A 15,734-nucleotide genomic window follows, 5' to 3' on the forward strand; every position below is an offset into this window, starting at 1 on the left:
CATAGAGATGCTTGAATAAAGAGGAGAGAAAAGTGTAGAAAAATTGAAGTCAAACAGAAATTGGTGAATGGGCGTGCTGCAATTTTTCAATTCTTATTTACATACAATATACACCTATGGGTATATAGTGGTGGATATAGCGTAAGGAGGAAAATCATGAGGAAAAAAATCTTAGTAGTAGGTGGTGTAGCAGGAGGAGCTTCCACTGCCGCACGTATTCGTCGATTGGACGAACAGGCTGAAGTAGTGATGTTTGAGAAGGGACCGCACGTTTCATTCTCGAACTGTTCACTGCCGTTTCATTTGAGTGGTATTGTAGAGGACAGCAGCCGTCTTTTATTGATGAACCCGGATTCTTTTAAGTTACGTTACAATCTGGATGCCCGGACAAACTCAGAAGTAATCCGTATTAACCGAGATGAAAAAACGGTGACAGTAAGGAATGTCTTAACGAATGAAGAATATGACGAGTCCTACGATAAATTGGTGTTATCTCCAGGTGCTGCACCTATTATTCCTGAAATAAAGGGAGTGGATGAAAAGCATGTTTTCACTGTTCGTAACGTTGTAGATATCGAAAAGCTGCAGCGTGCTATTGTAGAAAAGGATGCTCAAAATATTGCTGTTATCGGCGGGGGGTATATCGGTGTAGAGGTGGCCGAAAATCTTCGTCTTGCCGGTCGGAATGTGACACTTGTCCAAAGTGCGCCGCATATTCTCCGAGCATTTGATTTTGGCATGGCTCAAATCCTTCAAAAGGAAATGCTGGATAAGGGCGTCGAGCTGATTGTCGGTGACGCTCTAGTAGGAATCACAGCGACACAGGCAATACTTGCCTCAGGCAAAAAGGTAAGAGCAGATATTGCTGTACTTGCAGTAGGAGTTCGTCCGGAAACAAAGCTTGCAGAAGAAGCGGGGCTGGAAATTGGCCTGACCGGTGCAATTAAAGTAAATCAAAATTATTTAACGAATGACCCTCATATTTATGCGGTAGGTGATGCAATTGAGGTTTATCATCGACTGCTTCATCGTCCTGTACGCTTAGCGCTAGCAGGACCTGCACAGCGCCAGGCACGTGCCGTAGCAGATCATATTTACGGGATTACTAATCAAAATAAAGGGGTTATTGGATCAACGAGCATCCAAGTATTTGACTATGCTGCTGCAGCTACAGGGTTAACGGAAGAGGCGGCACGTGCGGCAGGATTCCAGGTGGACAGTGTATATGTCATTTCCCCGGATAAAGTTGGACTGATGCCGACAAGTAATCCTCTTCACTTTAAGCTTGTGTATGAGTTACCGACTGGCCGTATCTTAGGGGCACAGGCAATCGGTAAGGGAAATGCTGATAAACGGGTAGATGTCATTGCGACCTTGATCACAATGGGCGGCACAATTGATGACCTCAAGGATCTAGAGCTTTCCTATTCACCTATGTTTGGGACTGCAAAAGATGTTGTGAATATGGCCGCATTCGTAGCGAACAATATCATGTCTGGCCGCTCACGCCAAGTACAGGTATCTGAGGTGAGAGAGCTTGTAGAAGCCGGTGCTTATTTTGTAGATGTGCGAGAAGAAAATGAGTTTGCGAATGGCCATCTGAAAGGAGCACATAATATACCGCTCAGCCAGTTCCGCGAACGTATGGAGGAAATTCCAAAGGATAGACCAGTTTACATCTACTGTCGTTCAGCGCAGCGCAGTTACAATGCGGTACGTGCATTGATGGGTTCTGGATGGGATAATGTAGCAAATGTATCGGGCTCTTTCTTTGGCATAAGCCTATATGAATATTTTACAGACGTGCAAACAGGCCGTGAGCCAATTATGACAGCATATAATTTTAAATAACCGTTCACAATCCGCCTTTTATTAGAATTCATTGTAATGAAATGAACGGCCTATGTTGAAAATAGTAACAATGTGTATATGTTCTATGAGTAAATGGCTGTTAATCGGGCATAGGGTTGGATCTAGCCAGCAGGTTTCAGCAAGAAGGATCGTGGTAACTGTATGTAAGGGTGAAGGACCCAGGGAGTGTATAATTTTGGCATAACACTGCGAATCAGCGTATTGTTGAATAAAAGTAGAACTGCGATTCATTTAATGCACTTCACACAGATCGATAAAATGAGTGGAAGGGGAGAATTGATATGAAATTTACACAACCATTTACATTGAAATCGGGGGTCACGTTAAATAACCGGATCATTATGGCACCTATGACTATTTCGGCCTCTCAGCCAAATGGGGATGTCACAGAAGAGGAATTAGCATATTATCATCGCCGTGCCAAAAGTGGTATTGGAGCAGTCATTACAGCCTGTGCATATATAAATGATTTAGCAGTAGGTTTTCCGGACGCATTGGGTGCAGAATCAGATGAACGCATCCCTAGCCTGAAACAACTTGCTGACACTATTCATTCTGGTGGAGCAAAAGCTATTTTACAAATTTTCCATGCCGGACGCATGACAAATTCCAAGCTGCTAGGGGAGCAGCCTGTATCAGCCAGTGATATTCCTGCACTAAGACCGAATGCAGAAACCCCGAGGCCATTAACGGCCGAAGAGGTAAAAGTCACAATTCAAGATTTCGCAGAAGCAACAAGAAGAGCTATCGAAGCGGGATTTGATGGGGTTGAATTGCATGGTGCCAACACATACTTACTACAGCAGTTCTTTTCGCCGCATTCCAACCACCGTACGGATGAGTGGGGTGGGAATGCAGCAGAGCGGATGGCATTTCCTTTAGCTGTAGTGGATGCTGTAAAGGATACGGTTGCTAAACATGCAACAAAGCCCTTTGCAATTGGCTATCGTTTCAGCCCTGAAGAAAAAGAGGAGCCGGGCATCACAATGGATGATACGCTCGAGTTCGTCAAGGTTCTTGCCGATAAAGAATTAGATTATTTACATGTATCAGTTAACAAATTTGATGCGGAATCCATGCGTGATGACAAGGATAAACGCGGACGTGTAGCGGTTGTTCAAGAGGCGGTCGGAGAACGTATCCCTGTTATAGGTGTTGGCGGTCTGCAAACAGTAGAACAAGTAGAATCAGCATTGGATGTAGTCCCGCTTGTGTCATTAGGGCATGCGCTTATCATGGACCCGGAATGGTATGAAAAAGCATCAAACCAAAAGGAAGATGAAATCTTTACAGCTTTGCATCTAAGCAAAGAGAAAGAGCTGGATATTCCGAAATCATTATGGGAGCTAATTATGAATGTCCCTGGATGGTTTAAAGTGGAAGAGTAGAAGAAACGAAAGAAAGAAGGCGCCTGCTAGCAGGTGCCTTCTTTAATAGTTCTGAATCAGTAGAATAATTCGTACAAAGTGTTCGGCTATTTGTTGCGGGCGAGATGGAGTAAGCCGTTCTTCAATCAGTCCTAAAAATGCGGAAGTTACAATATAATGCTTCTGCAATTCGAGATCCATGTCTATTAGGTAATGGCCCTTATATTTCTTAGTAAATCATTTTGAGAAGGGTGTATTAAGATAGTTGGTGATTCTACTGTACCCAAAGAATAATTATTTAGGTTGCTATTCTTGAATCATCTTTTCTCCCCAGTTTTGCAGCATTTCATTAGTAATGATAAAGCCTTTATCACCGGAACCAATCACCGTATCATCACCGTACCAAATAGAATATAATCCACTAATTGTTTTTAAGTGTGCATCAGGCTCTCGGGTCTGTGAAATTTCTTCCCAAGTTCTATTTTTAAGAAAAGTATTAACGTTCTTTTGCATTGCTGGAATTGTCATTGCTTTATTTTTTGTAATGACCTTTATATTTTGACTGGCTGCAAATTGCTTGAAACCTTTGTTTGATGCTCTGCTTGTTATAAAACTATTTTCTAACAAAACTTCTTCTCCGGTTTTTAATTTTAGTTCATCCCGTATAGGCATAATTATAATTTGTTCTTCTACCAGTCGTTTTCCATCAATCAGTACAAGAACTCGTGCATTTTCTCCCTCGTACAAGACAAGAGCAGGGATATTAATTGTGCTGCCAAATGTTATATCTTGTGCTCCTACCTCTTTAACTGCATCCCAAAGAAGTAGTTGTGAATGGACTTCCTTGGGAAATTGGGGATACATTTGCTCGTAATGAGGCAGCAATGATTCGTATACCATTTGGGTTTTTGCCTTCAATGTTAGAAATTGCTCTCTATAGGCATTTTTAGGTATATTATTTCTTTTGAGAACATCATCGAAAGAGGCTGGTAAAGTTGAGATATAGGAGGCAATCTTATTCTTCATTTCCTGTTTGGTGATCTCTACATCTTTAATTTCCCCGTATTTCTCGATAATCAAATCCTTATGATATTCTTCGCTGGAGTCTGCATCATCTAATAATCCATAAATATTAAATGTTTCCTGTGAAAACCCTTGAATTCCATCATTTCTTTGCCATTGAATAGATACTAAAATAATTGATAGTAAAACAAAACTTCCTAATATAAATCGTGGAATTAGTTGCCGTTTTTTTGGTGGTTGTAAAACAGCATTTCTAACCCGAGACTTGCTCCTTTCTAAATCAGGAGTGACATCAAGTAAGCCTTTTTTGATTTCATCCTTCATATAAATCCTCCCACTCATTTGACAATACAGGACGTAACTTTTCACGAGCTCTTCGTAATCTGGTGCGAATTGTGCTTTCAGGTTGTTGTAACAATGCAGCAATATCCGCTGTATGTAAATCTTCATAGTAATAAAGAATGATTACTTCTCTATATTTGATTGGCAACGCTAGAATGGCTTCTCCAATTGTTGATCTTAATTCTTTTTGTATCATCTTATCTTTTTGCGAAAAAACAATGGTAGGTAAATGTTCTTGAAACTGAATTTTTCGGTATGTCCAACTCTTTAAGTAATCTTTACTGCGGTTTATGGTTAATTTCGTTAAATAGGCACGTAATTGACCTATTTCTTTGTAGTTGCTTTGTGAAAATTTTATAAAGACGTCTTGTACAATATCTTCTGCAGCATGCAGATTTTTAGTGAAATAATAAGCTATACGTAATAACTGCTCACTATAATCATCTATTATTTGTTGCAAATTCAGTACTAACTCCTCCCCTCACTAATATAACGAACGTGGGATGTTATTTTATTCAAATATTATATATTTTGGATAAATATTATGTTGTAATGGATTAAGTTAAAAACTTAACCCCATCTATACATTAAAAATTATTATTATACTTTTTAAAATTCAAAAGTTTTAACAATTCCCTTCCTAATAAAAGCAACATCGTCTTTTTAACTTGAAAAGCTACATATAGAAAATCTAAACTAGTTGATAGGGTACCATCAGGGGTATATAATATAGAAAAAAGGGGGCGTATGAAACTGAAGTACGACGCAAAAACGGCCAACCGTATTAAACGTATTGAAGGACAGCTTCGCGGTATTTTACGCATGATGGAAGAAGGGAAGGATTGTAAAGAAGTAATTACACAGTTAAGCGCCGTCCGATCAGGCGTAGACCGTACAATCGGTGTTATTGTCAGTAATAACCTTCTTGAATGTATCAAGGAAGCAGATACAGAGAGTGAGATGACCGATACAATCCAAGAGGCAATTAATCTAGTAGTAAAAAGCCGCTAAATAAAGGGCTTTTTCTTTGTGATAAAGAGAAAAGGCAGAGAAGGAGAAACTATGGAAACCCTCATCATTGTAGCAATCGTCGCTTTATTTGTACTTTGGCGCATGAGGACGTCGAAAGGTATTCGCAGCATTTCAGCCCATCAGTTAAAACAGGAGCTGCGTGATTCGGACAAAGTGTTCATCGATGTGAGAACACCCGCAGAATTTCAAGCGAGAAGTATTAAACAGTTTCAAAACATACCTTTAGGGTCTGACTTTTCAGGTTTACCAAAGGATAAAGAGATTGTCGTCATTTGCAGAAGCGGTATGCGTTCTGCGCAAGCATGTAAACAGCTGAAAAACATGGGCTATGAAAGAGTAACAAATGTCCGGGGAGGTATTGGCTCTTATTAGCAAAGCTTATGAAAAGGCCAGCAGAATTTTAGGTCAAAGCCTTTATATAATTAAAGTAAAAGGCAAAGGTGAATTCACCTTTGCTTTTGAATGAATCGGGCGGGCGTGCCCGATTTTTATTTTTTACTATGCAGCATATAATACATTTTTGCATGCGCTTCATGAAATAGCTCCAGTGCTGTTTGACCCTTTTGGGGCTGAATGGCTGCAAAAAAGATGCCGGGAAGGTTACAGGTTAAAAAGTCGGCTGATACTTCATTCTCTTTCATCACATAAAGAATCCGATTTTCTGAGAGTACCAATGAAGGAGCAGGAAATTGTGCGAGCGCCTGAAAGTAAGTTTTCTCCTCTGCCAAAGCAAGCAAGTAAAGAAATTTCTCTTCATTTCTCAATCGTTCGTCGATAGATTGATGGAAAGGAAAAATAGCCGTTTCCTCACGATAGCTCTCTTCCTTTTTTATGCTGTGATTAAAGTGGGAGGAGGCCTGCTTAGTTAACCAGTGTGTTCTCTCTATTTTTCGATCCAGCGCAGCAACCCGATCAGGCATAAATTCCATAGAAAGTTGTTTTTGGGTATAAAGCAGCTGTAAAAGAAGATAATGCTCCTGCTGCCTTTCGTAATACAGGCTGGACCGCGTCATTAAACACAGAGCCTGTGCATAATATCCCTGGTCTCTCAAAATTTTTGCTCTTAACACTTGAAGCCGAGTCAACTCGTTTGGAAAGTTTGGCAGGGAGGGCAGGATGGATAGCTGTTTTTCCAGCTTCTCAAACTGTTCCACATTCCCCGCCAGGCTATAACACTCTAATAGAGCCATTGCCGCCGAAATACGTACACTTTCTTGTGGAGTTTCCATACGCTGTGAAAGGATATAGGCAAGTTCCGCCATCGGAAGCAGCTTATTAACCTCTACTTCATCCCAACTATATCGGATAATATATTTGATGAACTCAGGTAGAATACTGTATTCTTTTTCCTCAAAAGCAACGGCCAGTCCCTCCTGGTAAAAGGTAAGCGCAGCAGCTGCATCACCATGTATCCGTATATGAAAATGTCCTTTAAATAATAGATGATGTATGGAGAAGGTCGGGTTTTTGATCCTGCTGGCAACCCTCTCAAAAAGCGGGAAGTAGTAAGCTGCTTCTTGGAATCCTGCCAGTTCAAAAGCCGATTCTATCAATTTGCAAAGAACAGCTGCTTGCTGGTTTTCTTCATATATTTGAGGCAAAATTAGAATGCTCTGTTGTAGACATTCTTCTAATTGCCCTGTCTGTTTTAAATAAACTAAATGTTGAATTGAATCTTCGTTAGACATCACATGTGCTAACATACGCAGCCCCTCCGGATGTAATAATTAAAGATGACTGAAGGTCTGCTCGTAGCGAAGGTGGAATTCTCGGATTGCCTTAGAAATCTCCATCATTTGCTGGGAGAAGGCTTCTTCATTTTTCATTTTAAGCTGGTGGAATTCCTTAATTACTTCGGCCTGTACTTCTACAAAAAGGGAAGGATATGGCTCCACTTGTTTGAATTGTTCGCCGAATAATTTACCGATATCGAAAGACATAAAGGTTTTGATCTTCTGCTGGACCTCTTCGGGCACCCGTATATAATAACTATGTAGTTGATCAATAAAGAAATTAGTACAATAGATAGCTGCCAGCATAGATTCTGAACCTCGGCCTATAGTAGTTACTTTTAAGCGCTCCATCGTTTCATCCCCGCTGATCAGCTTTAATGCCATAGAACGGACACCATAAATCAGATTATGCTCCGGGTGCAGGACAAGCTCTTCATTTTTAAAGTAGAAATAATTCCACAAATCGTGAACAAAAGAAAGTGCATGAAAGTTTTGTTGATAGCCGTTTCTTAATAAGTATGTATACAGCATGTAGGAATCATATTTTTCTTCCATTTCCTTTTTCATAAAGTCAGTCTGAATATGTAATGTGCCATATAGTTCTTTCACCTTGAGAGCCTCCCTCTTCAGAATGAAATCTTTCATACTGTAGTTAGTAAGAATTATCGTAATAAATGTCTATACTTACAAATAATTTTCCCTTTCCTGATAACTTAAACATAATGCATAGAGAAGGCAGAGCAGAACGAGTTGAATCGGCGCTGGCTATATAGAATTCCTGCAGTGAAACAGGGACAGAGTCGTAAAAATTTAAAATAATATACATGAAAAACCGCGCTTCTTGAGCTGGAAGAGCGGTTTTTCATGTTCAAAATAGAGGTGTTTTTTCAATGTCCAAATGTGGGTGAGTAAATTTCGGATACACGTTCAAAAGTAACTCTTTCTACTTTGCGGAATGTGAACGTCATGCGAAATGCTTTGGAACTGCCTTCATCTTACATCAAAAGACTACTATTTTGGGGTTTTTAACATATCTTTAACACAAATGTAATGCATAAAAATACGCATTTTTCAACCTGAAAACTAGTCTATCAACGGAATTTGTGAATTTATTATACAAATTTTATGACATTCATTTTACAGATGTAACATGATGGAGACATACCGGAAATGCCTAATAAGTGGATGCGGCGGGTAAAAGAGAATGAAGAAGGTAAAGCTGAAACTTTTACCCTTTTATACAGGAATGTATAAGACTGATAGAAAAGTTGCAAAAAGAGAAAGAAAATTTTGAAAAGAGTAAGGAGTTTCTTAGTCAACCCTTGTACTCCCTTCTGTCATTCTCTATACTTTAGTCAGGAAAAAAAAGGAAAGGAAGAGTGGGCGAGCATGAATGATGAACAAAACAGTGTACTTTCCGAATTGGAGGAGCAGCAAATAGTCAAGGCAGCAGAAATGCTGTTTGTAAACGAATTTACGGATGGAGTGGTCGGACCGGAAAATGAGTTTTTAGGTCCGTTACGAGATGGAGGAACAATTATTGCCAATACAGCTCCTGGATGCTGGGGCCCTATGTTAACACCAACAATAAAAGGAAGACATGAGGTGACAAAGCCTGTTTATATTGAAGGGGCGGAAGTAGGGGATTCCATTGTTGTGGAAATCGAGTCAATACGGGTCACATCGTCAGCTACAGCCTCCGGAGTGGAACAATATATGGGAGAGCGCTATATCAGCGATCCTTTTTTAAAAGTAAAATGCCCAGGGTGTGGAAAGCTTCACCCGCAGACGAACGTTAATGGTGTGGGTCCGGAAGCAATCCGATGTGCCACATGTGATACTGATACGGCACCGATGAAATTTGCGCATGGTTATACGATGGCATTTCACCCGAAAGGAAAAATCGGCGTCACAGTCGGTAAAGAAGGAGCACGTAAAATTGGGAACGATCCAGAAGGCTACTTACGACTGCCGGAAAACGCTGAACAAAATCCGGTCGTAAGTATGGCACCGAGTGATTTAGTCGGTGTGGTTGCCCGCATGCGTCCTTTCATTGCGGAAATCGGAACTGTACCTTCCAAAGCCCTTCCAGCTTCTCATAATGCTGGAGATAGCGGCCTGCTGCTTGTAGATGCTCAGCATGAGCTGCAAATGACAGAGGAGGAGCTGGATATGCATCGAACAGATGGACATCTACACCTCCCACAAGTGAGGGAAGGAGCTGTCCTGATTTGTCCGGTGCTTGTAAAGGGAGCAGGACTTTATTTGGGAGATATTCATGCTATGCAGGGAGCAGGACAGCCGGCAGGACATGCATCAAATGTTTCCGGTATTGTGCAGGTAAAGGTAAGTGTATTGAAAAAAGTAAAAGTAGAAGGACCGATCCTGCTGCCGAATGAAGAAGATCTCCCGTATTTAGCAAAACCGCTCACGAAAGAAGAAAGAAAGCAGGCAAGGGACATTGCAGAAGAGTTTGGGATGAAGCAATTAGAGGAGGCTTTCCCGATTTCAGTTATTGGGACAGGCATTACGATTAATGCTGCCACGGAGAATGCTCTTCATCGTATGGCAAATCTTGTAGAAGCTTCGATGGAGGAAGTGAAGAATCGTGTAACCCTGACAGGTGGTGTGGAAATCGGCCGCTTTCCAGGTCTAGTACTAGTTACAGCACAATTTCCGAAAAGCGTTTTAAAGAATGCAAGAGTCTTTAAATATATAAAGAGACAATATGATTGATTCTAAAACCCGTAAAACACTTTGCTGGTTACGGCTGTTTGATGGCTGCTGACGGCTGGAAAAAAGCATACGCCCAAGATATTGGGCGCATGCTTTTTGTTAACTCGTTTCTATGACTGTTTGTGCAATATTAACAGCATGATCTCCAACTCGTTCCAAATTACTGATAATATCAGCAAAGACGATTCCAGCGGAACCAGAACATAATCCTTCATTAAGGCGTTTAATATGACGCTTACGCAGCTTGCGTTCCATTTCATCAATGATATGCTCTTTTGCGAGAACTTCCTTTGCGAAGTTGACCTCTTGTTTGTCGAGGGAGCGGATTGCTAATGATACCGTATCAACAGTAAGCTCAAACATTTCGTTCAATTCATGCCTTGCTTCTTCACTCAGCTTCACACGATTGGTTTCCTTATATTGAATAAGTTCAATTAGGTTCTCAAAATGGTCGCCAATCCGTTCTATATCGCGGATATTTTCCAGCAAAGCATGGTGGACGATCGAATCTTGGCTGGACAATGATTGTTTTGAAAGCGTGACCAGGTAATCTGTCGACTTTCGGTCCAAAGTATTGATTGCCTCTTCTAGCTGCTCTGTTGCAGCTGCATACTTATCATCTGCTGTATCCAAGTAATTCATGGCTTCCTGCAGCCCTTGAATACTATATTCACCCATACGGATAACCTCCTGTTTTGCTTGTCCAAGAGCGATAGAAGGCGACTGACTGATTAACGCGTAATCTAAATATTTCGGGTTGTATTCGATTGCTGTATCCTGGCCAGGTATTAAGCGAGTCACTAGCCAAGCCCAAGCGCCGATTAACGGTAATTGTAACAATGTATTAATTACGTTAAATGTTCCATGTGCAAAAGCAATTTGCATTTTTTCCTCCAGACCAAGGATGTCTGTGATCCATTCCATATAAGCAAGAAAAGGTGTAAGGAAAATCATAAAAATAATTGTGCCGACTACGTTAAATAAGACATGTGTTGCAGCTGCCCGGCGTGCCGCAACGGAAGCACCTAGAGCAGCTAAAACAGCTGTGATAGTTGTCCCGATATTATCGCCGAACAGTACAGGAAGCGCACCGTTAAGAGGAATTAACCCCTCTGCATATAATCCTTGCAAAATACCAACCGTTGCAGAAGATGACTGAACGATAAGCGTAAAGACCGTTCCTACGATAACGCCTAAAGCCGGTGTATCACTCAAGCTGATAGTCAAATCTAAAAACGGCTGCCATTCACGCAATGGTTTCATCCCGCTGCTCATCAGTTCCAAACCAATGAATAATCCTGCAAATCCAAAGAGGACTTGTCCAATATTCTGTATAGCGCTCTTTTTAAAGAAGAACAGCAGAATAGCACCGAGCGCCATAATCGGATAAGCATATTCACCAACGTCAATCCCTATGAGAAAGGCGGTTACAGTCGTTCCGATATTGGCTCCCATAATAACACCAATCGCCTGGCGAAGCTTCATAAATCCGGCACTCACCAGACCTACTGTAATAACCGTTGTCCCTGAGCTTGATTGGATAAGGACAGTTACGATAATTCCGACCAAGACACCCATAACTGGATTCGTTGTAAATTTATCCAAAATATCTCGAAGTCGATCTCCTGCAGCTTTCTGCAGCCCATCTCCCATGTATTTAATAGCAAAAAGAAAAAGCCCTAGACCCCCAAGAAACTGAAAAATCATTTCTTGCCAGTTAATCTCCACAGCTGTCACCCCTGCTTATTTTGTTCCCTCCATTATTATCTTTTTATGTAAGGAAGTAAATTGAATTGCAAACTTAAATTTATATTGTCTTTGCAAAATACCTTTACCTATCGATTAAAAAAGCCTAGATATAATGATTTTTTATTTTAGAAAGGAGGGCCCTTCTTTCATAAAGAAGAACGGGCCGGTCAAGCGATTTTAATAATGGAGGATACAGGAACATTGGGCATCGGCTTAGTACGGGGAATATGCGTATATCTCTGTAGCTTTCCTCTATAGAGCAGATGGAAGCCATTAAAATTTTTAAAGTCGGTCGGCTTTGTAAAATAAGGACATATATCGTAGGTAATCCCCGCGCGTAAAAACAATGTAGCGATGAATTGCGAACAAAAGAACGCATACTCACGCTTGAGTCGAATTCGGCAGGCGATACAAAGAAGGCCGACAAAATTGTATTTATATTGATCCTGATGCTGTTTAAAGTGGGAAATCTCCATACGTAATTTTTGATATTGTTCGTCGGAGACCTGATATTCATAAATAGCGCAGTTAGATCTTCTTAATAATTTCGACTGCACATTTTCCTCAACAAACCCCCCGATGAGAGGGTTATTTTCATGCCTGCGTCCAAAGCTGTACATTTCTTTTAGTTCTGCATCAAATGCTATGGATATATGATTGAAATTTTCTCGTGTATATAGTTGAATGGCCCTTGATAATACAGACCCTGTTTCCGTTAGGACGATATAAATGGTTTTACTCATACAATCACCTCTTACAGTATCCCTTCTACCTTATCAATCAAATCTTTTGAAAAAAGGTATGAAATTCTTAATTTACTCTTAATTTATTACGTATCAAAACGAAAAAAGATTCAATAAATAGGTACACATTCCAAAATTTTGTTGTTTAGAGAAAGAAAATAGGGGAATAATAAGGGCGCTCTAGTGGAATAGAGAAGTATAAAAAGTGAAAAAGGCCGCCCTGTGACTATTTACAGGACGGCCTATATTGCTTTATCTTATAAGGTTTCATTAAGTCTAGAATGGAATGTCGTTATGTGAGGATATCTTTTTCTCTAAGCTCCGCAATCATTTCTTCTGAATAGCCAAATTCCTGCAGAATTTCACTTGTATGCTCACCCATTTTTACACCGACGAATTGATAAGCAGGTTCTATGCCTTCAAATTTAATAGCTGTGCCGATTTGACGCTGTGTTGTCCCGTCTTTTTTCGGTACTTCCACGAGCATGTTCCGCGCAATAAGCTGCGGGTGTTCGCATGCCTCTTCAAATGTCAGTACCGGCTCGACGCACCCATGGAAATCTTCATTAAAAACTTCCAGCCATTGTGCATATGTCTTTGATTTAAATGCATCACACAAAGCCTCTTTAAAACGCATCTGTGTATAGTAAGAATCATTGAATGTACTATCGATGAGTTCTGGAATATCCAAAGCCTCACATAGAAGCTTGCGGAACTGCGGCTCTAAGCTGCCAACGGAGAAGTAACGGCCGTCCTTTGTTTGATAGTAGTCATAGAATGTGCCGCCATTTAAAATTTCTTCTTCCGGCTTTGGGCATCTACCGCTGCCGAAAAACTGTGAACCATATAAAGCGTTCATTGTAAAAACAGCATCTGTCATCGATACATCGATATACTTGCCTTCCCCTGTCTTTTCTCTGTGTAATGCCGCAGCGAGCACCCCTACTGCTGCGTGTAAAGTTCCTCCGGCAACGTCTGCAATCTGGATTCCCATTGCAGCTGGTTTTTTCCCTTTTAGCCGCGAGTGGTCGAGGACACCCGCTACTGACAGGTAGTTGTTATCATGGCCGGGTCTATTGGCGAAGGGACCAGTCTGCCCATAGCCTGTAATCGAGCAATAAATCAGCCTTGGGTTTACTTCTTTTAGTGCTTCATAACCAAGTCCAAGACGATCCATCACACCGGGCCGGAACCCTTCGATAATAATGTCATATTCTTTAATAAGCGCTTTCACAATTTCCACGGCCTGCTCTGTTTTCAGGTTTAGTGTCAGTGATTTTTTCGACCGGTTCAAATGCTGGTGGATGTAGGATTCTTGATCCTCGTCATATGGAGGCATAATCCGCATTAAATCAACCCTTCTAGCCGACTCGATATGAATAACATCGGCCCCGAGATCAGCAAACAGCATCGTTGCTAACGGGCCTGGCAGCAATGAAGAAAAGTCGAGAATTTTCAACCCGTTTAAAATTGTCATTTTCCCATCCCCTTTAATTTGTTCCATAACATGATTACTGTAATAATACAGATATTTTTATTTAAAACAGTATTATAACAGACATTTTTGCAAAATCATATCTATAACTGATATTATAGGTTAAATTTTCTGAAAATTACATGATGGAATTATATGTTTTTGTAAGTCTGTAGGAGTTGCAAGTAAAATGGAATAAAAATACAAGAAAAAACAGGAATAAAACTACTACTTTGTTTATAAAATAATATGAAGGGGAAGTGTAAAAAAAAAAGAGAGTAGGGGGAAGAACTATGAATTTACAAAAGGCAAGAGCACATGATCAAATTTTGTTTACCCGTTTCAATGAAACATTGGAAGGAACGGTTATGAAACGCTATGAAAACTCTGTTGTCGTCAAGTTGACTCTCGAATCATATAACAAAGTACTAGAGGATCTACCGAACGATTTAACGGTAGTTAATGATAGAAACTATCAAATTATATATCAGGCAAGTGAAAATAAAGAGCTTGCTTAATTATAGATGGGATGGTGCTGCTTTGCATGCACACATCCTATTTTTTTTGCAGAAATAGCTGTAGTCTGAGCTAACGCAGGCACACATAAAGCGGTATTTGATTAAAGAACTATAGATAGGTTAGGTATTCTAATTCTTTATGTGGATACTGAATAGTAGATATTAACGAAATTACCTCCTAACACTAAATTTTAATAGTTTTTAATTTTATAACTATAATATTTTTAGTAATCTGTGAATGATTAAATAGAAGGGAGAGTAACACTAAAATATGAAGTATTTCGTATATCTATTATCTACTCTATTTTTCACTTCAGCATTAGCGGCTTGTTCACAGCAAACTACAGAAGTAAATGAATCGGAAGCAGAAGGTGCAGCAGTGATCGAAAAAAAGAAAGAAGAGCATGATTTGCACGCTTCCTCCTGGTCTTATACGGGAGAACAGGGACCAAAATCCTGGGGAACTCTAGATCAGGCGTATGCTGCTTGTGTAAATGGAAGTGAGCAATCACCCGTCAATATCGAATCTTCACAAGTAAAAATGGATGAAAAGATTGAAAATGTAATTACTCAATATAAGCCAACAACACTTTCGTTAATAAATAATGGACATACAGTCCAAATCAACGATGCATCCGGTGACAATAAAATAATACTTGAAGGAACAGAATATCGACTCCTTCAGTTTCACTTCCACACACCGAGCGAACATCAGTTTAATGGCAGACAATATGCAATGGAACTACACCTCGTCCATCAAAATGCCAATGATGAGTTAGCCGTTCTTGGCTTGATGATTCAAGAAGGGGCCAATAATGAAAATCTCCAGTCTGTTTGGGATGTGCTGCCAAAAGAAAAAACAGAAGAAGAGGTCGCAATTAGCGAGTCTATCGATTTGGAAGCTTTACTGCCTCAAGTACAGACATTTGTTTACTACAAAGGCTCCTTAACAACTCCTCCATGCACTGAGGATGTACAATGGATTATATTAGAGCAGCCAATTGAGATGTCAAAAGAGCAAGTCGACATGTTCAGGGGAATTTTCCCGGACAATCATCGTCCAGTTCAGCCATTAAATGAACGAGAAATAATAACAAACTAAAGTACAAGAAACCCGGCAGAAGAAAGGCTGCTTCCGCCGGGCT

14 protein-coding genes are annotated in these 15,734 nt (G+C 40.3%); 7 read left to right on the forward strand and 7 right to left on the reverse strand.

The genetic code is table 11. The annotated features are described in order from the left end of the window. The first annotated feature begins 156 nt into the window (after positions 1–156). The gene (locus AA0Y26_RS00380) at positions 157–1,851 is read left to right on the forward strand and encodes an FAD-dependent oxidoreductase (RefSeq protein ID WP_413364347.1); all 1,695 of its coding nucleotides are present in this window, start codon (positions 157–159) and stop codon (positions 1,849–1,851) included. 302 nt (positions 1,852–2,153) lie between these two features. Further along, the gene (locus AA0Y26_RS00385; protein ID WP_413364348.1) at positions 2,154–3,260 is read left to right on the forward strand and encodes an NADH-dependent flavin oxidoreductase; all 1,107 of its coding nucleotides are present in this window, start codon (positions 2,154–2,156) and stop codon (positions 3,258–3,260) included. Positions 3,261–3,545: 285 nt separating this feature from the next. Here AA0Y26_RS00385 and AA0Y26_RS00390 read toward each other — a convergent pair whose 3' ends face one another. Next, positions 3,546–4,586: a hypothetical protein gene (locus AA0Y26_RS00390; protein ID WP_413364349.1), complete on the reverse strand. Its 1,041-nt coding sequence runs from the start codon at positions 4,584–4,586 to the stop codon at positions 3,546–3,548. Beyond that, entirely contained in the window at positions 4,576–5,064 is a 489-nt protein-coding gene (locus tag AA0Y26_RS00395) for a sigma-70 family RNA polymerase sigma factor (RefSeq protein WP_413364350.1), read from the reverse strand. The genes AA0Y26_RS00390 and AA0Y26_RS00395 overlap by 11 nt, the downstream gene beginning before the upstream one ends. Before the next feature lie 293 nt (positions 5,065–5,357). Here AA0Y26_RS00395 and AA0Y26_RS00400 point away from each other — a divergent pair, with 293 nt between their 5' ends. Then, a complete protein-coding gene (locus AA0Y26_RS00400; RefSeq protein WP_413368376.1) occupies positions 5,358–5,615 on the forward strand; it encodes a metal-sensitive transcriptional regulator in 258 nt (85 codons plus the stop codon). Between the two features lie 51 nt (positions 5,616–5,666). Continuing rightward, positions 5,667–6,008: a rhodanese-like domain-containing protein gene (locus AA0Y26_RS00405; RefSeq protein ID WP_413364351.1), complete on the forward strand. Its 342-nt coding sequence runs from the start codon at positions 5,667–5,669 to the stop codon at positions 6,006–6,008. Positions 6,009–6,124: 116 nt separating this feature from the next. Here AA0Y26_RS00405 and AA0Y26_RS00410 read toward each other — a convergent pair whose 3' ends face one another. Beyond that, a complete protein-coding gene (locus AA0Y26_RS00410) occupies positions 6,125–7,339 on the reverse strand; it encodes a hypothetical protein (protein ID WP_413364352.1) in 1,215 nt (404 codons plus the stop codon). 24 nt (positions 7,340–7,363) lie between these two features. Then, the gene (locus AA0Y26_RS00415) at positions 7,364–7,978 is read right to left on the reverse strand and encodes a hypothetical protein (RefSeq protein ID WP_413364353.1); all 615 of its coding nucleotides are present in this window, start codon (positions 7,976–7,978) and stop codon (positions 7,364–7,366) included. 780 nt (positions 7,979–8,758) lie between these two features. Between AA0Y26_RS00415 and AA0Y26_RS00420 the strand changes: the two genes are divergently transcribed. Continuing rightward, a complete protein-coding gene (locus AA0Y26_RS00420; RefSeq protein ID WP_413364354.1) occupies positions 8,759–10,105 on the forward strand; it encodes an acetamidase/formamidase family protein in 1,347 nt (448 codons plus the stop codon). A gap of 99 nt (positions 10,106–10,204) precedes the next feature. On the opposite strand, the gene AA0Y26_RS00425 is transcribed toward AA0Y26_RS00420, so the two are convergent. The 3 genes from AA0Y26_RS00425 to AA0Y26_RS00435 form a co-directional block, all read right to left on the reverse strand. Beyond that, positions 10,205–11,812, reverse strand: coding sequence for a Na/Pi cotransporter family protein (locus AA0Y26_RS00425; RefSeq protein ID WP_413368378.1), 1,608 nt, complete (start codon positions 11,810–11,812; stop codon positions 10,205–10,207). A gap of 209 nt (positions 11,813–12,021) precedes the next feature. Beyond that, positions 12,022–12,597: a hypothetical protein gene (locus tag AA0Y26_RS00430; protein WP_413364355.1), complete on the reverse strand. Its 576-nt coding sequence runs from the start codon at positions 12,595–12,597 to the stop codon at positions 12,022–12,024. Positions 12,598–12,889: 292 nt separating this feature from the next. Then, entirely contained in the window at positions 12,890–14,074 is a 1,185-nt protein-coding gene (locus tag AA0Y26_RS00435) for a CaiB/BaiF CoA transferase family protein (RefSeq protein ID WP_413364356.1), read from the reverse strand. A 290-nt stretch (positions 14,075–14,364) separates the two neighbouring features. Between AA0Y26_RS00435 and AA0Y26_RS00440 the strand changes: the two genes are divergently transcribed. Together AA0Y26_RS00440 and AA0Y26_RS00445 are read left to right on the forward strand one after the other, a co-directional pair. Beyond that, positions 14,365–14,589: a DUF2187 family protein gene (locus AA0Y26_RS00440; protein ID WP_413364357.1), complete on the forward strand. Its 225-nt coding sequence runs from the start codon at positions 14,365–14,367 to the stop codon at positions 14,587–14,589. Between the two features lie 271 nt (positions 14,590–14,860). Continuing rightward, the gene (locus AA0Y26_RS00445) at positions 14,861–15,691 is read left to right on the forward strand and encodes a carbonic anhydrase (RefSeq protein WP_413364358.1); all 831 of its coding nucleotides are present in this window, start codon (positions 14,861–14,863) and stop codon (positions 15,689–15,691) included. The last annotated feature ends 43 nt before the right edge of the window (positions 15,692–15,734 follow it).

The sequence above is a fragment of the Lysinibacillus canaveralius genome (assembly GCF_047301505.1).
Classification (GTDB): domain Bacteria; phylum Bacillota; class Bacilli; order Bacillales_A; family Planococcaceae; genus Lysinibacillus_B.